The 19,053-nt window shown below is 68.9% G+C and carries 17 protein-coding genes; 13 read left to right on the forward strand and 4 right to left on the reverse strand.

The annotated features are described in order from the left end of the window. From ALA01S_RS34480 to ALA01S_RS25640, 10 genes are all read left to right on the forward strand, one after another. Nucleotides 1–262: hypothetical protein (locus tag ALA01S_RS34480; protein ID WP_218011532.1), on the forward strand; the 262-nt coding region annotated here is incomplete at its 5' end. A gap of 420 nt (nucleotides 263–682) precedes the next feature. Next, a complete protein-coding gene (locus tag ALA01S_RS25600; protein ID WP_066342136.1) occupies nucleotides 683–2,500 on the forward strand; it encodes a hybrid sensor histidine kinase/response regulator in 1,818 nt (605 codons plus the stop codon). Next, nucleotides 2,497–2,901 (forward strand): response regulator, encoded by a 405-nt coding sequence (locus ALA01S_RS25605; protein ID WP_066342137.1) that lies wholly within the window; start codon nucleotides 2,497–2,499, stop codon nucleotides 2,899–2,901. The genes ALA01S_RS25600 and ALA01S_RS25605 overlap by 4 nt, the downstream gene beginning before the upstream one ends. Then, nucleotides 2,885–3,193: an Hpt domain-containing protein gene (locus ALA01S_RS25610; protein ID WP_084267950.1), complete on the forward strand. Its 309-nt coding sequence runs from the start codon at nucleotides 2,885–2,887 to the stop codon at nucleotides 3,191–3,193. The genes ALA01S_RS25605 and ALA01S_RS25610 overlap by 17 nt, the downstream gene beginning before the upstream one ends. A 74-nt stretch (nucleotides 3,194–3,267) precedes the next feature. Then, on the forward strand, nucleotides 3,268–3,606 hold the full coding sequence (locus ALA01S_RS25615; RefSeq protein WP_066342150.1) for an STAS domain-containing protein: 339 nt from the start codon (nucleotides 3,268–3,270) through the stop codon (nucleotides 3,604–3,606). Nucleotides 3,607–3,749: 143 nt separating this feature from the next. Further along, a complete protein-coding gene (locus tag ALA01S_RS25620) occupies nucleotides 3,750–4,838 on the forward strand; it encodes an aldose 1-epimerase (RefSeq protein WP_066342139.1) in 1,089 nt (362 codons plus the stop codon). Between the two features lie 339 nt (nucleotides 4,839–5,177). After that, a complete protein-coding gene (locus ALA01S_RS25625; protein ID WP_169806014.1) occupies nucleotides 5,178–7,973 on the forward strand; it encodes a SpoIIE family protein phosphatase in 2,796 nt (931 codons plus the stop codon). A 186-nt stretch (nucleotides 7,974–8,159) separates the two neighbouring features. Continuing rightward, nucleotides 8,160–9,953, forward strand: a complete 1,794-nt coding sequence (locus ALA01S_RS25630; protein ID WP_066342141.1) for a sensor histidine kinase — start codon at nucleotides 8,160–8,162, stop codon at nucleotides 9,951–9,953. Next, nucleotides 9,950–10,333 (forward strand): response regulator, encoded by a 384-nt coding sequence (locus ALA01S_RS25635; protein ID WP_066342142.1) that lies wholly within the window; start codon nucleotides 9,950–9,952, stop codon nucleotides 10,331–10,333. Before ALA01S_RS25630 ends, ALA01S_RS25635 begins: the two co-directional genes overlap by 4 nt. Beyond that, nucleotides 10,330–11,643: an EAL domain-containing response regulator gene (locus ALA01S_RS25640; RefSeq protein WP_066342143.1), complete on the forward strand. Its 1,314-nt coding sequence runs from the start codon at nucleotides 10,330–10,332 to the stop codon at nucleotides 11,641–11,643. Before ALA01S_RS25635 ends, ALA01S_RS25640 begins: the two co-directional genes overlap by 4 nt. A 74-nt stretch (nucleotides 11,644–11,717) precedes the next feature. Here ALA01S_RS25640 and ALA01S_RS25645 read toward each other — a convergent pair whose 3' ends face one another. Then, a complete protein-coding gene (locus tag ALA01S_RS25645; RefSeq protein WP_066342144.1) occupies nucleotides 11,718–12,206 on the reverse strand; it encodes a GAF domain-containing protein in 489 nt (162 codons plus the stop codon). 176 nt (nucleotides 12,207–12,382) lie between these two features. On the opposite strand from ALA01S_RS25645, the gene ALA01S_RS25650 reads away from it, so the two are divergent. Then, nucleotides 12,383–13,141 carry a PilZ domain-containing protein gene (locus tag ALA01S_RS25650; RefSeq protein ID WP_157119284.1) on the forward strand — a complete coding sequence of 253 codons (759 nt, stop codon included), beginning with the start codon at nucleotides 12,383–12,385 and terminating at the stop codon, nucleotides 13,139–13,141. A 49-nt stretch (nucleotides 13,142–13,190) separates the two neighbouring features. Here ALA01S_RS25650 and ALA01S_RS25655 read toward each other — a convergent pair whose 3' ends face one another. The 3 genes from ALA01S_RS25655 to ALA01S_RS25665 all read right to left on the reverse strand — a co-directional run bounded on the left by ALA01S_RS25655 (nucleotide 13,191) and on the right by ALA01S_RS25665 (nucleotide 15,918). Next, on the reverse strand, nucleotides 13,191–13,880 hold the full coding sequence (locus ALA01S_RS25655; RefSeq protein ID WP_066342146.1) for a response regulator transcription factor: 690 nt from the start codon (nucleotides 13,878–13,880) through the stop codon (nucleotides 13,191–13,193). A 436-nt stretch (nucleotides 13,881–14,316) separates the two neighbouring features. Further along, nucleotides 14,317–14,694, reverse strand: a complete 378-nt coding sequence (locus ALA01S_RS25660) for a C40 family peptidase (RefSeq protein WP_307189731.1) — start codon at nucleotides 14,692–14,694, stop codon at nucleotides 14,317–14,319. 264 nt (nucleotides 14,695–14,958) lie between these two features. Then, nucleotides 14,959–15,918, reverse strand: coding sequence for a CAP domain-containing protein (locus ALA01S_RS25665; RefSeq protein WP_066342148.1), 960 nt, complete (start codon nucleotides 15,916–15,918; stop codon nucleotides 14,959–14,961). 181 nt (nucleotides 15,919–16,099) lie between these two features. Here ALA01S_RS25665 and ALA01S_RS25670 point away from each other — a divergent pair, with 181 nt between their 5' ends. Together ALA01S_RS25670 and galK are read left to right on the forward strand one after the other, a co-directional pair. Continuing rightward, complete coding sequence (locus tag ALA01S_RS25670; RefSeq protein ID WP_066342149.1) at nucleotides 16,100–17,884, forward strand: glycoside hydrolase family 2 protein; 1,785 nt, start codon at nucleotides 16,100–16,102, stop codon at nucleotides 17,882–17,884. Nucleotides 17,885–17,913: 29 nt separating this feature from the next. Then, nucleotides 17,914–19,014: a galactokinase gene (gene galK / locus ALA01S_RS25675; RefSeq protein WP_066342151.1), complete on the forward strand. Its 1,101-nt coding sequence runs from the start codon at nucleotides 17,914–17,916 to the stop codon at nucleotides 19,012–19,014. Nucleotides 19,015–19,053: the final 39 nt, after the last annotated feature.

The following is a 19,053-nucleotide window of genomic DNA, read 5'->3' on the forward strand; positions in this document are numbered from 1 at the left end:
CCGCGGCTTCGAGGATGTCGCTCACGGCCTGGCGGCCCTTCTTCAATCCTTCGATGGAAACGAACGCGGTGCTGTCACTCATGACGAACCTCTGGATGCCGGAAGTGCACTCCGTATTGCCAGAGCCGTGCCAGGCCGCAATCGCAATCAAATCAAGGGCTTAGGCGGTTGTGACCTTGTGAGCATTCAAACAATCGCGACAAGGCCGGCAGGACCTTTCCTTGATCTGGATCGAATTGGGCTGGCGTTGCGTGCGTTATGAACGCAGGCTGAGAGGGGTGCGCCGCCGTGGCAGGCATGCCGCCGGATGCAGCGCGGGTGCCGGCTTGGGGAGGAGAAAAGCCGGCAAATTCCGTCCCGGAAAAAAAGGCCTGCCACGGGAGTCCATGGACCGCCGCGGCAGGCTAAGCGCCCTACGGGCGCCAGGGAGGAAAAACGCGAGGCCGGCGCAGGCCGGGCCCGGCATCTGGCGGTGAGCCCGTCGGGGGTCGATCGGGTCATCGGCAGCGCCGTTGGAGGTGATTACAGGAGAGAAGCCCCCGGGAGTTGTGACAGCTTTGTCAAACAGGGCATCTGTGTATAGCCGCGTTGCGGCGTTGGCGCAGGGTCAGCGTCTAGGATGCCGTCAATCCCCGGAAGAGGTTTCCGGGACCGTTTTTCCGCTCCGCCTCCGCCGCTTCGCATGCAACTGCAGATCCTGGTCGTCGATGACATCGCCGTATCGCGCCGTGCGCTGTGCGCCTTGGTGGCAGAGCTGGGCCACGAGGCCGTGGGCGCCGACAGCGGCGAGGCCGCGCTGTCGATGATGCAGCGCCACCGTCCCGACCTCGTGCTGCTGGACCTGCTCATGCCGGACATGGACGGCTTCGAGGTCACGCGCCGCATGCGCGCGCTCGACGGCGGGCGCTGGATGCCCGTGATCGTGACCTCCTCGCTCGAAGGCGAAGAGCACTTCATACACGCGCTGGAAAGCGGCGCCGACGACTTCCTGGTCCGCCCGGTCAGCCCGGAGCTGCTGCAGGCCAAGCTGCGCCACTACGGCCATGTGCTGGGCCTGCAGCGGCAGATCGCCACGCTGGCGCAGCGCCAGAGCGACATCCTGGACAACATCCTGGACCCGGTGGTGACGCTGGACGCGGCCGGCCGCGTTGAGGAGTTCAACCGCGCGGCGCAGACGCTGGCCGGCGTGGCTGGCGAGCCGCTGGCCGCGGGCGCTTCGTGCCGTGCCATCTTCGGCATGGACCTCAGCGCCCTGCTGGCGCAGCGCGAGTGCCGTCTGCGCCGCGTCGGCGGCCAGGAGTTCGTGGCCGAGCTGGGCCTGAGCGAGTGGCACGAGCATGCGCACGTGCACTTCACGCTGGTGCTGCGCGACCTGACGGAGCAGCGCCAGGTCGAGCGCATGAAGGATGAGTTCCTCGCCACCGTCAGCCATGAGTTGCGCACGCCGCTGACCTCGGTGTTGGGCGCGCTGGGCCTGCTGGCCGGCGGTGCGGCCGGCGCGCTGCCGGCGCCGGCGCTGTCGCTGCTGGAAGTGGCCAAGCGCAACGGCACGCGGCTTGGGCGGCTCATCGACGACGTCCTGGACCTGACCAAGCTCGAAGGCGACCGCCTGGTGCTGCACCAGCGCCCGCAGGCGCTTGGGCCGCTGCTGCGCGAGGCGCTGGCGGCCAACCAGGGCTATGCGGACCGCGCCGGCGTCAAGCTCGCCGTCGAGGGGCTGGACGGCCCCGCGGTGGAGGTGCGGCTGGACGCCGACCGCTTCCAGCAGGTGATGGCCAACCTCCTGTCCAACGCCATCAAGCACTCGCCCGCGGGCGAGACCGTGCAGGTCACGCTCAACGCCGCGGCCCAGGGCGTGCGCGTGACCGTGCGCGACCGCGGCCCGGGCATAGACCCGCGCTTTCGCGCACGCATGTTTGAAAAGTTCTCCCAGGCCGACGGCACCGACCGCCGCGCCCAGGGCGGCACGGGGCTGGGCCTGTACATCACGCGCATGCTGGTGGAGCGCATGGGCGGGCGCATAGGTGCCGATGAGGTGCCCAGCGGCGCCTCGTTCAGCCTCTGGTTCCCGGCCGGCGGCTCCATGCCGAGGTCCGTGGCCCCGCTGGTGCTGCACGTGGACGGCGACTTCGAGGCGCGCCGCCGCGTGGCCAGTTGGCTGGCGCCGCTGTGCCGCGTGCAGGGCGCCGCCACGCTGGAGCAGGCCGCCGCGCTGACCCTGGACGAGCCTCCCGCGCTGGTGGTGGGACACCCGCAGGTGCCGGCCTTGGCCGAGGAGTTCTGCGCCGGGCTGCGCCGCCTCGCGCAGGGCCGTCCGGTGCTGCTGTATGGCGACACGGTGGACCAGGCCTTCAGCGAGCGCATGGGCCTGCCGTCGCTTGACGCCACGCACAGCGGCGCGCAGGAGCTGGCGCAAGCCGTGCTCAATGCCTTGGGCGCACCGGTAGCCCGCGTGGCGCAGGATGTGGGCAAGAGCAGGAAAGAGGAGCTCGCCCAATGAGCGAATTGCGCCGCGTGATGTGCGTCGAGGACGACGCCGACATCCGCATGATTCTGGAATTCAGCCTCGCCACCGTCGGCGGCTACGAGGTCTGCCTGTGCCCGGGCGGGCGCAGCGCCTTGCAGCAGGCGCCGCTGTTCCGGCCGGATCTGGTGCTGCTCGATGTCATGATGCCGGACCTCAGCGGTCCCGAAACCCTGGCGGCCATGCGCGAGATGCCGCAAATGCAAGGCGTGCCCGTGGTGTTCATGACCGCCAAGGCCATGCCCGACGAGCTGGAGCAACTGCTTGAGCACGGCGCCACGGGGCTGATAGTCAAACCCTTCGATCCCATGACACTTCCCAAAGACATCCTGCCGTACTGGGAGCACGGACGCGGTCGCCATGTCTCAGACCGGTAGCCCCAAAGCCCCTCCGCCCGCCGTGCAGGCCGCGCTGGCGCGGTTGCGCGAGCGTTTCATGAGCGGGCTGCCGCAGCGCTGGCAGGAAATACACGGCGCGCCTGACGCCGCCGCACAGGCGGCCGTGCTTCACCAGCTCGCCGGCGTGGCCGGCAGCTTTGGCCTGCATGCGCTGGGCGAAGCCGCGCGTGCCGGCGAACGCGCCGTGCTGGCCGGTGACGAACCGGCCCTGGCACAGGCGCTGGCGCAAATGCGCGCCTGCCTGGAAACCGAGGGCGTGCGGCTGCCCTGAAATTGCCGGCGTCGCGCGGCTGCGGCCGCACCGACCGTGCTCCCATCCAATTGCAGTACACCACCACCTCACCCATGGAACTGAACGGACGAGTCGAAGGCCACGACGTGCTGGTCATCGAGCTGCGCGAGGACAACCTGGACGCCAGCAACGTGCGCGAGTTCCGCGACGCCGTGCAGGCCCTCATGCAGCAGCACACGCGCGTCGTCCTGGACATGGCGGGCGTGAAGTTCGTGGACAGCTCGGGGCTGGGGGCGCTCATCTCCTGCCTGCGCCAGCTCAACGGCCGCCGCGGCGATTTCCGGCTTTGCGAGATGTCGCGCACCGTGCGCGCGCTGTTCGAGCTCATGCGCATGCACCGCGTCTTCAACATCCACGACAGCCGAGAAGACGCCGTCGCCTCCTTCGGCTGACGCCGCGCCTGCTCAACGGCGCAGCCCCGCCCGGCACCCCGGTTGCCCGCGTCGCGGGCGCCGCAGTGGCGCAAGCCAAGGAGATGCCGTTGAGCCCACCGCTTTCAGAGTCCGGGCCCTGCCCTGGGCTCCCTGACAGGCCCTTGCCACCCAACGGGCTGGACGTGGTGCGCCTGCACCCTCCCGACGACGGCCCTGGCGACGGACCGCGCTTCACGCAGATGGAGCTGCTGCCCGACCACGCGTTGATGGTGTGGCAGTTGCGCGCCCGGCTGCCGGGGCTGGGCGAGGTGCCGCTGCTGCACGCGCCGCCCCTGGCCGAGGCGCCGGCACTGCTGGCCGGGGGGCCGCCGGACCGCACGGGCAACAACGCCTTCAAAGTGGGCGGCGCCTTCCTGCTGCCCTTTGCCAACCGCATCCGCGGCGCCTTCTCGCCCGCGGACCGTGCACTGCGCACCACCATCGCCGGGCGGCCGCTGCGCCTGTTCGCCAATGGCGGCGGCCAGCGCGAAGGCGCCGAGCAATACGCCATCCATGGCCTGATCCTTGGGCGGCCCGTGGACGCCTGGGAGCGCGCGGATACCGCCCAAAGCGCCGCCGTGCGCGCCACCTTGCGCGCCGGCGACTTCGGCGGCTGCTGGCTTTCGGACACGCGGGTCGATTTCCACATGGCCCTGCGCGCCGACGCCGTCGATCTCCGCCTCACGGCCACCAACGCCGGCCATGAGCCGCTGCCCATGGGCATGGGCTGGCATCCCTACTTCGCCCTGCCCAGCGGCGTGCGGGAGCAGGCGCGCATACGCATTCCGGCGCGCACGCGCATGGCGGTCAACGACTACGACGAGGTGCTGCCCACGGGCGAGCTCTTGCCCGTGGCCGGCACGCCCTACGACTTCTCCGGCCCACGGGGCGCGCCCTTGGGGGAGCTGTACCTGGACGACTGCTTCACGGACCTGGCCAAGACGCCGCAGGGCGCCACCGTGGTGGAAGTGCTGGATCCGCAAGCCGGCTATGGCCTGCGCGTCTTTTCCTCCTCACCGCAGATCAGCGCCGTGCAGACCTTCGCCCCGCCGGACAGGCCTTTCGTGGTGCTGGAGCCGCAGTTCAATTGGGCCGATCCGTTCGGCGCGTTGTGGCGGGAGCCCGCGGGCAAGGGCATGGTTGTGTTGGCACCGGGCGCATCGGTGGACTACTGCGTGCGGCTGGAACTGTTCACGCCGGCAGCACGCTGACCCGTCCTTGCTCCCACGCCGCCCGCGTGAACTTTGCCGCGAAGTGGGCATGGCCCGTCTTGCCGGGTGAAGTGCGGTGGACGAAGTGGGCTATGGTCCCGGTTTGCGCGCCGACGGTCTGTCGCCGGCAGGCCCAGTCTCGCAGCGCTGCGGTGGCGGCCGCGGCGCTGCCACCATCCATGAAGTGCTCTTCTTGTTTGCGCGCCGGCCCGGCGCCGTTCCTGCCGCTTTGCGCCGCTCGCGCGGAACGTTGCACCGTTCAGAGCTGGCGCCATGGGGAACCGTCAGTGCGGGCAGCAAGCCCCGGCTCGGCCCGGGGCTGGTAGGCGGGTCTGCACGGTGCGCGTTCCCAATTCCTTGATTCCGCGCCGGGACCGGCCCGGCCAGCATGGGGCGGCGGACGAGGCCGCCATCGGCGCGCCCGGCGAGCCGGCGGCGCAGGCTGGCGGCGTGGGCGCGTCCGCGGGCAAGCCGCCGCGGTCCGCTCCAGGAGGTGCAGCGGCGTGGGAAGGGTCCACCGGCGACAGCGGTGAAGAGGGCGCCGCGCCCGTCTCCTGGGAAGCGTCGGCCCGCATGCTGCGCGCGCGTCGGCGCCAGTTGCGTACTGCGGTGGTGATGCTGTGCCTGCTGGTCGCCGGCGTGACCCTGGGCCTGGCGGCCTACGAGCGTGCGGAGTTCCGGCACACCGCCATGACGCAGGCCGAGTTGTATGCCCGCGTCATCGAAAGTCACGCCTCGCGCACGCTCACCGGCGTCAGCGGCACGCTGCGGCTGATGTCGCAGTCGCCGCTGTTGCGCGTGGCGGAGCCGGACATGCGCGCCGTGGCGCAGGTGTTGGGCGATCAGCTCTCGGCCCAGGCCTCGTTGCGCAGCCTCGCGGTGCTGGACGGCAGCGGGCGCGTGCTTGTGAGCTCCACGCCCACCGACGTGGGCCGGCGCATCGACCCCGCGAGGCTGCTGCGCCGCGGCATGGCCAACCCGCCGCGCGAGTGGCTGGGCCCCTTGCTGCAGGTGCGAGATCTGGGTGACTTGGCCATGACGCATGTGCCCACCTTGGGCGCGGTGGCGCTGCCGCTGGTGCGGCGCGTGACGCGCGAGGACGGGCAGGAGCTGTGGCTGGTGGCGCTGCTCAATGGCGACTACTTCGCCACCCAGCATGACCTGGCGGTGGCCGACACGCCCATGCGGCCGCTGGTGACGGACTTGCAGGGACAGCTCATCAGCACCGGCGCGGCCGAGCTGCGGCCGGGCCAGTCCGTGAGCCAGTTGCCGCCCTTCAAGCTCTACCTGCCGCAGCGCGAGCACGGCAGCTACATCGCCGACGGCAGCGACGGCGCCACCGCGGTGGGGGCCTTCCGCACCTCGCGCCAGTGGCCGCTGGTGGTGCTGGTGGAGCAGCCCTACGCGCAGCTGCGCCAGGGATGGCTGGAGCGCACCATGCTGTTCGGCGCCGTGGCCACCTCCATGTGCCTGTTGCTGGCCGTGCTGGGCATGGTGGCCGACCGCGGCATGCGCCGCGAGCGGCAGACGCAGCGCCAGTTGCTGGCGGCGCACGACGAGATCGCCCGCAACCAGGAGCGTTTTCGCGCCACGTTCGAACAGGCCGCCGTGGGCATGCTGGAGCGCAGCACCGACGGCAGGCTGCTGCGCGTGAACTCGGCCCTGTGCTCACTGCTGGGCTACACCGAGGCCGAGATGCTGGCGCTGGACCCCGAGGCGCTGGTGCACCCGGACGACTGCGCCTCCAGCCTGCTCAACGTGCGGCGGCTCTTCGCCGGCGAGCTCAGCAGCCTCACGCAGGAAAAGCGCTACCGCCGCAAGGACGGGCGCTACGTCTGGGTGCGGCTCAACGCGTCCATCGCGCGCGCGGCCGACGGCCGGCCGGCCTTCATGCTGGGCATCGTGGAGGACGTTTCCGCGCGGCGCCTGGCGCTCAAGGAGCTTGAGCGCGCCCGCCAGCGCGAGCTGCGCATCGGCGCGCGCATCCAGCAGACGCTGCTGGTGCAGCCGCCCGACCAGCGCGTGCCCGGGCTGTGGCTGAGCACCTTCAACCAGGCCTCGCAGGGCATCGACGGCGACTTCGTGGAATTCCTGCCCCTGGGCGACCGGGGCATAGACATCGTCGTGGGCGACGTCATGGGCAAGGGCGTGAGCGCCGCGCTCATTGGCGCGGCCACCAAGATGCAGATCAGCCGCTGCCTGGCCGAGCTCATGGCCAGCCCCGATCACCGCGACGAGCTGCCCACGCCAGCGCAGATCGTGGGCGCGGTCAGCCGCGCGCTCACGCCCAACCTGCAGCAGCTCGAAGCCTTCGTGACCCTGTGCCACCTGCGCATAGACAGCCGCGCCGGCAAGCTCACCTGGGTGGGCTGCGGGCACGAGGAGCCCATGCTCCTCACGGCCAAGGGCTCCATCAAGGTGCTGGCCAACCAGCATCCGCCCTTGGGCGTGCTCGACGAGGACAGCTTCCAGCAGGACACCATGGACATCGCCTCCGACGAGGCGCTGTTCATGTGCTCCGACGGCGCGGTGGATGCGCTGCTGCCCGACGGCAGCCGCATGGGCCGCGAGCAGATCACGGCGCTGGTGACGGAGCTGCTGCAGTACATCCACACGCCCGCGGCGCTGTTGCACAAGCTGCGCCAGCGGCTGCAGGAGTTGGGCGCCATCTTCAAGGACGACCTGACCATGGCGCTGGCCATGCGCACCTTGGGCGACCCGCTGCGCAGCCGCCGCGAGCTGCCGGCACGGCTGGAGGCCATTTACGACGTGCGCGGGCTGGTGGAATACCGGGCGCGCCAGGCCGGGCTGGCCGACGACGAGGTGGCGCTGTTCGTGGTGGCCTGCGTGGAGGCGTTCACCAACGTCGTGCGCCACGGCCAGGGCCGCCCGGGCGATTCGCCCATAGAGCTGCTGGTGTCCATCACCGACGAGGCGCTGGTCGTGGAGCTGGTGCACTTGGGCGAGGCCTTCGACGCGCCCGTGCCCACGGCGCTGGCCGAGTTCGACGACTATCCCGAGGGCGGCTTTGGCATGTTCATCATGCATTCGGCCACCGACAAGGTGGAGCACCTGCACGACCGCGGCATCAACACCGTGCGGCTGACGCACCGGCGCGCCTTGGGCCACGTCTGATCCAGGATGCCTGAGGGGTTCCCCAGGTTTTTCCTGGGTGTCCTCTCAGGGAGCCGGAAACAATGTTGCACGGCCTCTCCGCTCTGAAGTGTGATTGAACTTCACACTTATGTAACGACTTCTCACACAGCAGTTTCTAGAGTGGTCCGGTATGGAGCCGGCATGCCGTCGGCGTCTTGCCGACGAATGACCTTCACCACGTTCAATCCTCAAGGCGACAGCGCGCCGCGTGCCTCTTTGAAAGGTGCGCTCATTGCGTTTGTTGCCGCGCTGCTGCTGGGCCTGTCGGCCTGGGCTGCGGTGCAGGTGAGCGAGGATTCGCAGGACGTCATGGATCAGGGCCGCACGCGCATGGACAACCTTGCGCGCTCCTTCTCCGAGCACACGGCGCTGACGCTGCAGAACGCGGACCAGGTGTTGCGCATCATCCGGCGCGACTACCTGGAGGACGGCGCGTCGCTGGACATCGCGGCCTGCCTGCAGCGCGGCGACGTCATTGATTCGCAGTTTCACCTGCTCTCGGTCATAGGTGCCGACGGCGTGGTGCTGAACTCGTCACAGCCTTTCCAGCGCGTGAACGTGCGCGACCGGGAGCATTTCCGCGTGCACGCCCAGGGCCAGGGCGACCGCCTCTTCATCAGCCGCCCCCTGGTGGGCCGGGTATCGGGGAAGGCTTCCGTCCAGGTCACGCGGCGCGCCACGGATGCCGAGGGCCGCTTTGCCGGCGTGGTGGTGGTGTCGGTGCAGCCGGAGGTGTTCACGGGCTTCCGGCGCTCGGCGGACGAGGCCCGCGGTGACCTGCTGCTCGTGGGCTACGACGGCATCGTGCGCTCGCACCTGGCGGGCACGGACCGCGAGGTGGGCCAAAGCATGGCGGGCAGCGAACTGCTGGCCGAGGCCCTGGAGCACGGCAGCGGCAGCATCGTGGCACGCTCGCCCATAGACGGGCTGGAGCGCCTCTACGCCTACCGCACGCTGGAGCCGTACGGGCTGGTGGCCTTCAGCGGCATGCGCACGGAATTGCTCCACAAGGAGATGCGCGAGCGGCAACTGCGGGTGGTGGGCGCCGCGGTGCTGGCCGCGGTGGCCTTGCTGGGCTTTCTGGCGCTGATGCTGCGCGCCGAGCGCCGCCGCCAAGCGGTGATGGAGCGGCTGCAGCGCAGCGAGCGCGAGGCGCATGCGGCCAACGAGACCAAGACCCGCTTCCTGCGCACCATGTCGCAGGAGCTGCGCACGCCGCTCAACGGCATCCTGGGCTTCTCGGAGCTCATCCGCGACACCTCCACCGATCCCGAGGCGCGCGAGTTCGGCGCCATCGTCCACCACAGCGCCGAGCAACTGCACGGGCTGCTGAGTACGCTGATGGACTTGGCCAAGCTCGAGACCGGCCGCATGGGCCTGCAGGCGGAGCCGGTGGAGCTGAACGCCCTGCTGCGCGAGCTGGTGGACATGCACTTGCCCAGCGCCGAGTCCCGGGGCCTGACGCTGGCGCTGTACGTCGCGCCAGACGCGCCTGCAACCGCCGTCACCGACCGGTTGCGGCTGCTGCAGTTGCTCAATCATCTGGTGACCAATGCCCTGAAGTTCACCGAGCGCGGGCGTGTGCGCCTGTCGCTGGCGGCCGACCCGGCCGGCGTGCTCATCCGTGTACAGGACAGCGGCATTGGCATGTCGCCACTGCAGTTGCGCGCGCTCCAGGACCGCTTTGGCCCGTTGGCAGAGGACTACGTCCATCACGCTCAAGGGCCTGGCCTGGGGCTGCCGCTGGCGCGGGAACTGGCCGAAATCCTGGGCGGCTCGCTCGGCATCGACTCCACAGAGGGCGAAGGCACGCTGGCCGAGCTCAGGCTGCCCCTGCAGCTGGAGGCACGCCCCGGCGTCGCTGCGCCCACCCACAAGGATCGTCCCCTCGCTTCCACGACGCCCTATGTCGCCGCACCCGCGGCCGCAGCGGGCCGTGTCCAAGGAAATCTCACATGAAAGAAGTACCGCTCGCCCTCGTGGTGGACGACAACGCGCTCAACGGCCGGCTGGCCTCCGCACTGCTGCACCGTTTGGGCTGGCAGGCGCAGGTGGCCCAGGACGGCCCGCAAGCCCTTGAACTGCTGGAACGCCAGCGTTTTGACCTGCTGCTGCTGGATCTGCGCATGCCGTCGCTGGACGGCGCGGAAGTGTGCCGCCGCGTCCGCAAGGAGCTGCGCCTGAGCTCGCTGCCCGTGGTGGCCTACACCGCCCATGGCCTGCGGCAGGAACGGGCGGACCTGTGCGCCGCCGGCTTCGACGACCTGCTGCCCAAGCCCACCACGTTCGACGACATGCAACAGCTTTGCCGGAAGTACGCCCCGGAGGTATCCCTGTGAAGTCTTCCTCCTCTTCCCGGGCGCGCGCCGACACCACGGACGCCAAGCCGGCCACGCCCAAATCTCAAGCTGCCGCAACCGCTGCGGCAGGCCAGGGCCGCCGGGCCTGGCTGCTGCTGACGGATACGGCGCATGCCGACCAGGTGGAGTCCGAGCTGGTGGCCGCGGGCTGGCTGGTGGAGGCGCGGCACACGCAGATGCAGCACCTGCTGCTGCAACTGCATTGCGAGCCGACGGCGCCGGACGTGGTGGTGTGCGGCCTCAACTTCGAGGACGGCGACGCCTTCCGGTTGATGCGGCTGCTCAGCGGCGACGCGCGAGCGCCTGCGCTGTTTTTCTCCTCGCGGCAGCCGCGCGCGGTGCTCAAGAGCGCTTTGGCCATGGCCGCGGCCTGCAAGCTGCAGGTGGCCGGCGGGCTGGAGCGGCCGGTGGAGCCCGGCGGTGTTGCACAGGCGCTGCGCGGCTGGAACGGTGTCGAAACGGCGCAGCAGCCCGCACCGCAGACGGATCTGTCGGCCACCGCGCTGCGCGCCATGCTCACGCGCTACCGGCTGCAGGCGTGGATGCAACCGCTGCTGCGCCTGTCCAGCCGCGAGGTGGTGGGCGTGGAAGCGTTCATGCGCGGCGTGGGCGAGGACGGTTCCCCGGTGATGCCGGCCGAGCTGCTGCCCGCGCTCAAGCTCCACGGGCTGCTGGAAGAGGCAACGCTGGCCATGGCGCACCAGCTCAGCAGCTTTCTGGTCGAGTGCCTGGAGCAGGGCATGCCGCTCAGCGGCTCGCTCAACGTTTCGCTGCACTCGCTGTCGGACCCGGGCTTTTGCGGCGAGCTCTCGCGCATGGTCCACCGCAGCGGGCTGGACGCGAGCTGGATCACGCTGGAAATCGCCGAGCGGGACGCGGTGGGCGACCTGCCGCTGGTCATAGAGAACACGGCCCGCATCCGCATGCTGGGCTTCAACCTCGCGTTGGACAACTTCGGCACGGCCTATTCCAGCCTGCTGCAGTTGTCGCAACTGCCCTTCTCCGAGCTCAAGCTCGACCGCACGCTGGTGGCCGATATGGACGCCGACCTCACCAAGCAGGTCGTGGCCGGCGCTTCGGCCAGTCTGGCCCGCGGCCTGGGCATGCGCGTGGTGGCTTCCTGTGTGGAAACGGCGGCCGAGTTGCGTGCGGCGCAGGCTGCGGGCTGTACGGACGTTCAGGGCCACCTGCTGGCGCGGCCCATGCGCGTGGAGGCCATGCGCCAATGGCTGCATGGCCTGGACGCGATGCGGTTGCCGCCGGGCAGCCTGCCGGACCTGCAGGCCTGATGCTCAACCGCACCGAGACCCGCGCGGCCTACTTGGGCGAAGGCGCCCGGTGGCACGGGTGCGGCCCGGTGGTGTCAGGCGGCGATGAGTTGCTGCAGGGCTTTTGCGTAGCGCTGCAGGAGGTGCTGCTCCTGCGTGGAGAAGCGGCGCGGCTGCCTGTCCAGCGCGCACAGCGTGCCCAGCACGTGGCCGGCAGCATCGATCAAAGGCGCAGAGACGTAGGAGCGTATGTAGGGCGTGCCTGTCACCAGCGGATTGGTGGCAAAGCGCGGGTCCTGCCTGGTATCGGGCACGTGCAGCATGCGGCGCTCAGCCACCGCGTGGGCGCAAAAGGCCACCTCGCGTGGCGTCTGCCGCGGCTGCAGGCCGACGCGGGAGAGAAACCACTGGCGGTCCTGGTCCACCAGCGACACGGCCGCCATGGGCACGCGCAGCTGTTCGGCCACCGAGGCGGTGATGCGGTCAAAGGCTTGTGCAGGCGGCGTATCCAGCAGCCCCGTGCGCCGCAGCGCAGCCAGGCGCTCTGCGTCGTTGGTCGGTATGGGAGCAGGCTGAAAACACATGGGATGTATTGTCGTCTGCCCCGTTGGACGCTTCGTAACCGCTTGCCAGGCGTTGGCGTTGCACAGGTTTCAAGCCTCGGCCTGCGTACCGGCGTGGCGCTACCGTGAAATATCAAGGAAGGATTGGGGAAGGCCTGGCGTGCACAACGTCGGCTATTGCCCAAAAATTACAAGGCATGAACACGAATACCGTTTGGACTGCCCTGCGACGCCTGTGGCAGCCGTCATCGCTGGCGCCGGCCGGTATCGCGGTGGACGATGCCCATATCACGGGCGATACGCCGATTCGCCGCATCTTCGAGCGGCTGTCCCGTGCCAACACGCTGATGTCACTGCGCAGCGAGGACGGCGACTTTGATGCCTTGGCCAAACTGCTGTCCGCCGGGCGCACCGGCCTGACGCTGCAGTTGCACGCGCGCGAGGGCGTGCCCGTCGACGCCATACCGCCCGTTTTGAAGGCCACGCTGTGTTGTGACATGGGCGTGCTGTTGTTTGCTCTGTCCGGCGCGCGGCTGGACCGGCACAGCGGTGCGGTGCACGTGCCCTACCCGCGGGACATCGAGCAGGTGCAGTCGCGGCGGCATTTCCGCGTGACGGCGCTCAACGGCTCCCAGTACCGTGCGGAACTGCTGCTGCCCGGCTTGGGCCGGGTGCCGCGGGTACGCAACCTCAGCGAGGAGGGCGTGTCCTTCGAGGCCAACAACGCGCCGGCCCTGGCTCAAGGCACGCTGTTCCATAACGTCATCCTGGAGCTTGACGGCGAGCCGCTGGAAGTGCCCGTACTGCAGGTGGTGCACTGCCGCGACTACGGCGACTACTGCACCGTGGGCGCGCACTTCGAGATCGTGGTGGCGGACGAGGCGAGGCAACTGCGGCGCTGGATCGCCGCGGCGCAGTCAGGCATGCTGACCAAGGCCTCGGAAGACGACGTGTGAGGCGCCGGAGCGCGGCGCGCAGGGCCGCGTCACGCGGCCCTGAAGGCGCTCAAGCCGGCTGCTCGATGCGCTCGAAGCGGTAGCCCACGCCATACACCGGGACGAGCTTCCAGCCCTTGCTGCCGTCCAGGCCCAGCTTTTTGCGCAGGCGGCTGACGTGGGTGTCCACAGTGCGGGTATCCACCTCGGCGTTGAGCCCCCAGATCTTGTTGAGCAGGTGGTCGCGTGACAGCAGCTTGCCTGGGTTCTGGAAGAGGTAGGCGCTGAGATCGAATTCCTTTTGCGTGAGCATGACCGGCTCACCGTCGAGCGACAGGCGCTGGCGCTGGATGTCGATTTCGAACGCACCCAGGCGCAGCACCGGCAGCGCGCCGGAGCGCACGCGCCGGCCCAGGGCGGCCACGCGCGCAAGCAGCTCTGCCGGCTTGGGCGGCTTGACCACGTAGTCGTCCGCGCCGGCCTGCAGCGCGGAAACGACGGTTTCTTCGTCGTCGCGCGCGGTCAGCACAAGGATGGGCGTTTCCCAGCCCAGGTTGCCGCGAGCCCATTGCAGCAGGTCAGCGCCGGTGCCGTCAGGCAGCATCCAGTCGATGAGCAGCATGTCGAAGCGCTCTTTCTTGAGCGCGTCGATGTACTGCGCCACGGTGCCATGGGCTGCCACTGTGTGGTTTGCTTCCTCCAGCCACAGCCGCAACAGGTCCTGCTGGTCCTGGTCGTCTTCTGCAATGCCGATGTGCATGGCGTCTTGAATACTTCTTCGGGTGAATCGAAACAGGATACCGCAGCGTCCTGTCCGCGCCGCGCGGGTCGTGCTGGCACATCTGCCAGTCCGGCCCTTGATTGACGTCTCTCAACGCCTGTCAGCGACTGTACGACCGCACGATCTCATTGCCACATACAAGTTTGATCCAAAAACCAAACTTCTCACGATGACACGCTCTTCTCACACGCCCAAACGCCGCGTCGTATTGAAGAAAATTTAAGGCTCCGCACAAAGGGAAGGCAGGCTTTGTGTCGGTATGCGCAGGACTCCTCCCAAAGAAAGGGCCAGCGTCGATGAGATGTGGGTTGCGTGTATGTTGTTTTCGTGACGCCATCCGATATTCGGAACGGCGCTGAAATTCAACGCGCCGCGAAAACCGGCTGGCAGCCTGGTGGACCGCACCGTTCGGTCTTCAAGGCCGGCGCACGGCCAGCAGCCGTCGGGACCAGTACGGCGCCGAGATGTGCTCCAACCGCACCTGGCCGCCCGTGGACGGTGCATGCACGAAACGATCGTTGCCCACGAATATGCCGGCATGCGTCACCTGGCTGGTGGCGCCGAAAAGCACCAGATCACCACTGCGCAGCTCTTGCGGCGGGATGTCGCGCCCCCAGTCCCGCAGGCCTGAGGTGGATCGCGGCGACACCACGCCGGCGGCGTGCCGGTACACGTGGGCAATGAGCCCGCTGCAATCGAAGCCGGACTCCGGCGTGTTGCCGCCGTAGCGGTAAGGCGTGCCGACCAAGCCCAGCGCGTACACCGTGGCGTCGCGGGCCTGCTCCTCGCTCAAGCGGGAAATGCCGGGATCGGACGGTGTCACCCGTGAGCGCACAGCGCCTTGTGCAGGCGGCGGCGCGGTGGCACAGCCTTGCAGCAACACCACCAACGCAGCCGGGACCAGAACAAAAAACGTGGAAACGCGCATGAGACGGATTCTCCCCGCCGACCCGCGCTGCAGGCAACGCTGCCACAGCCATGCCTGCGCGCACGCGACACCCGTCACACTGCGGCCTTGGATGCCGGCGCAACGGCGACGGCATCCAAGGCCTGAAACTCAGTTGCGGAAATTCTGCGTCACCATCAGGCCGCGCCGGCCACCGTCCAGCACGCCTATGCCCACGCGGCCAAAGCCCGGGCGCAGGATGTTGGCGCGATGGCCGGGCGAGTTCATCAACCCGCGATGCGCCAGCTCCAGCGTGGGCGCCAGCGCCAGGTTCTCGCCCGCAAGCAGGAATCGCACTCCACCGCGGCGCATGCGGTCGAAAGGATCGCTGCCCTCCGGCGTCACGTGCGAGAAGTAGCCCCGGGCAAACATGTCGCGCGAGTGGGCGCGCGCCACTTCGGTGGCCTCGGGGTCGGCACGCAAAGGACGCAGCCCCTCCTTTTCCCGCTCCTGGTTCACCAGCTCCAGCATGCGCGCCTCCAGCTCCGGCCTCGGCCGCGGGTTGGCCACGGTGTAGGACAGCGTGATGTGCTCGTCGGACTCCGGCTTGACCGTGAGCAGGTTGAACGTGCGCCCGGCCGCCTCGTCGAACACCGGCCCAAGGTGCGCCTCCACCCACTGTGCGGGCAAGGACAGCCGCTGCGCCAGGCGGCTGTCGCGCGCGGCGGCGTTGAAGCCCTCCGGCAACGGCAGGGCCAACAGCAGCATCACGGCCAGCGTGGCGTCGATGAGCCCATTGCCCAGGCCGGGCAGCAAGCCCAGCGCACGGTTGGCGCCATGGGCGTGCTCGCGCTGCGGCAGCGTCTGCGCGCGGCCCAGCAGCAAGCGGCCCAAAAGAACGCGCACGAGCATGAAGATGAGCAGGAAGGCCAGCGGCTGCGCCCAAGCCGCATCCATGTAGCGCTGCAGGTTGGGCGCCGCGCGGGCATAGCCCCACAAGGCCGCGAACAAGGCGGCGGCCAGGCTCAACAGGTCCAGCGCGGACAGGATGAAGCCCCGGCGCCAGCCGCTCCACAAACCCAGCAGAACGATCAGGCCCAGCAACACGTCCACGAGGTTCAAGGGTGGCATGGCAAAGCGGGCGGCTCGTCGGAATGCGCGACTTCGGCACGCCCCGTGCCCGCAGCCTGCGTCATAGCGGCAGCGGCGTGTCGCGCCGGCCTGCTAACGGGCATAACGCTTGCCGCGCCCGTGATCCGCCGCCCCTACCCGACGGGTGGTCCGCAAACCCGACCTGACGGAGAAACAGCCCGTGGATTTCGGCTACCCCCGCCCGCAGTTGCAACGCAAGCATTGGCAATGCCTCAACGGCCCCTGGCGCTTTTGCTGGGACGACGAAGGCCGCTGTGCCTCGCCCAACGACATCGCTGACTGGCCGCTGGAAATCCAGGTGCCTTACCCGCCGGAGGCCACGGCCAGCGGCATAGGCGACCGGGGCTTCCACAAGATCTGCTGGTATGAGCGCGACGTGGACATTGCGCCCGGCAACGATCGCGTGATCCTGCGCTTCGGCGCCGTCGACTACCAGGCCAAGGTCTGGGTCAACGGCAGCCTGGCGGCCACGCACGAGGGCGGGCACACGCCGTTTGCGGCCGACATCACGCGCATGCTCTCGGCCGACGGCCGCCAGCGCATCACCGTGCAGGTGATGGACGACCCGCACGAGCTGACCAAGCCGCGCGGCAAGCAAGACTGGCAACTGGAGCCGCACTCCATCTGGTATCCGCGCACCACCGGCATCTGGCAGACCGTGTGGGTGGAGCGCGTGGGCCGCATCTACGTCGACAAGATCCGTTGGACGCCCAAGGTGGAGGGCTACATGATCGGCTTCGAGGCCCGCATCGTCGGCGACGAGCTCGGGGACGATCTTTCCGTCGAGGTCGAGCTCAGCCACGGCGAGCGGCTGCTGGCGCGCGACCGCTACCGCGTCGTCCAGCACGAGGTGGACCGCTTTGTGGTGCTCTCCGATCCCGGCATAGACGACTACCGCAACGAGTTGCTGTGGAGCCCCGAACGGCCCACCTTGATTGACGCACGCATCCGCCTGCTGGCGGGCGAGCAGGTGCTCGACGAGTTCAGCTCCTACACCGCGCTGCGCTCGGTCACCATCCTGCGCGACCGGTTCATGCTCAACGGCCGGCCATACACCTTGCGCATGGTCCTGGACCAGGGCTACTGGCCCGACACCCTGCTGGCCGCGCCCAACGACGCCGCGCTGAAGAAGGACGTGGAGCTGGCCAAGGCCATGGGCTTCAACGGCGTGCGCAAGCACCAAAAGATTGAAGACCCACGCTACCTCTATTGGGCCGACCGGCTGGGCCTGCTGGTGTGGGGGGAAATGCCCTCGCCCTACCGTTTCACGCGCACGGCCATCAAGCGGCTCATACGCGAGTGGACGGAGGCCATAGACCGGGACTACAGCCACCCCTGTGTCATCGTCTGGGTGCCGTTCAACGAAAGCTGGGGCGTGCCCGACCTCACCGCGATACGCGAGCACCGGCACGCGGTGGAAGCGCTCTACCACCTGACCAAGACGCTGGACGCCACGCGCCCCGTCATAGGCAACGACGGCTGGGAATCCAGCGCGACGGACATCATCGGCATACACGACTACGACGCCAACCTGGACCATATCCGCCAGCGCTACGGCGGCGAGACCAAGACCGAGCAGCTCTTCGACCGGCGCCGCCCGGGCGGGCGCATCCTGACGCTGGACGGCTACCCGCACCGCGGCCAGCCCATCATGCTCACGGAGTTTGGCGGCATACGGTTCATCAAGAAGCCGGAGCCCGGCGTGAAGTCCACCTGGGGCTACAGCTCGGCGATGGACGAAGAGACCTTCGCGCGCCAGTACGAGGAGTTGCTGCACACCATCATCCACACGGCGCTGTTCAGCGGCTTTTGCTACACGCAGTTTGCCGACACCTTCCAGGAAGCCAACGGGCTGCTGATGGCCGACCGCACGCCCAAGGTTTCGATGGAACGCATTGCCGCAGCCACGCGCATTTCCGCCACGCACATCCCGGGCGTGGTGTGACGCACGCCGCCGGCCACGAGGTTTTGACGATGACCACAGCCACCACTTTCCAGGACGTTTTCGGCAGCCCGCCGGCCGTCTACGCCCGCGCGCCCGGCCGCGTGAACCTGTTGGGCGAGCACACCGACTACAACGAAGGTTTCGTGCTGCCCATCGCCATCCCGCAAAGCACGCGCGTGGCCATGCGGCGCGCGAGCGGGCCGCGCTCGCGCGTGCATGCCGCCGCCTATGGGCGCACGGTGGAGTTCGCGCCGGGCACGGACGCACCGACGGACGAAGGCAACCCGTTTGCGCGCTACGTCAGCGGCACGCTGCTCGAAGCCGCCCACGAGGGCCTGGAGGTGCCGGCGCTGGACATCTTCGTGGTGTCGGACGTGCCCATAGGCGTGGGCTTGTCCTCCAGCGCGGCACTGGAGGTGGCGGTACTGCGTGCGCTGCGGGACCTGTTGGGCGCTGAAATCGACGACGTGCGCATCGCCCAAGTGGCGCAGCGGGCGGAGATCGAGCATGCGGGCGTGCGCTGCGGAATCATGGACCAGATGGCCTCCAGCCTCGCCGACACGAGAAGCGCTTTGTTCCTGGACACGCGCACGCTGCGGCGGCAGCTCATCCCACTGCCCGAAGGCAGCTCGGTGCTGGTGATGGATTCGGGCGTGGCCCGCTCGCTGGCCACCAGCGGCTACAACCAGCGCCGCGCCGAATGCGAGGCCGCCGCTGCTGCGCTGGGTGTGCCGGCGCTGCGTGACGTGGACTACGTCTCCGCCGTGGAACAGCTTACCGACGACACGCTGCGTCGCCGTGCCCGCCATGTGGTGAGCGAGAACCAGCGCGTGCTCTCCGCCGCTGCGGGCGTGGATGCCATCGGCTTCGGACAGCTCATGAACGCCTCGCACGCCAGCCTGCGCGATGACTACGAAGTCTCCGTGCCGGCAGTGGACCGCCTGGTGGAGTTGCTGCAGCAGCATCCCGGTGTTTTCGGCGCACGCATGACTGGCGCGGGCTGGGGCGGCGCCTGCGTGGCGCTGTGCCGTTATGGCGAGCAGGAAAAAGTGGCGCGGGATGTATTACCGGCTTATGCGGACCTGGGAGAAACGGGGCGGGCGCTGGTGCCGGAATTGGATCAAGTTTAAAAGGGGCGGCATGGAAACAAGTTGGAGTTTCCGGCCCCC

The organism is Azohydromonas lata NBRC 102462 (assembly GCF_001571085.1).
Taxonomy (GTDB): domain Bacteria; phylum Pseudomonadota; class Gammaproteobacteria; order Burkholderiales; family Burkholderiaceae_C; genus Azohydromonas; species Azohydromonas lata.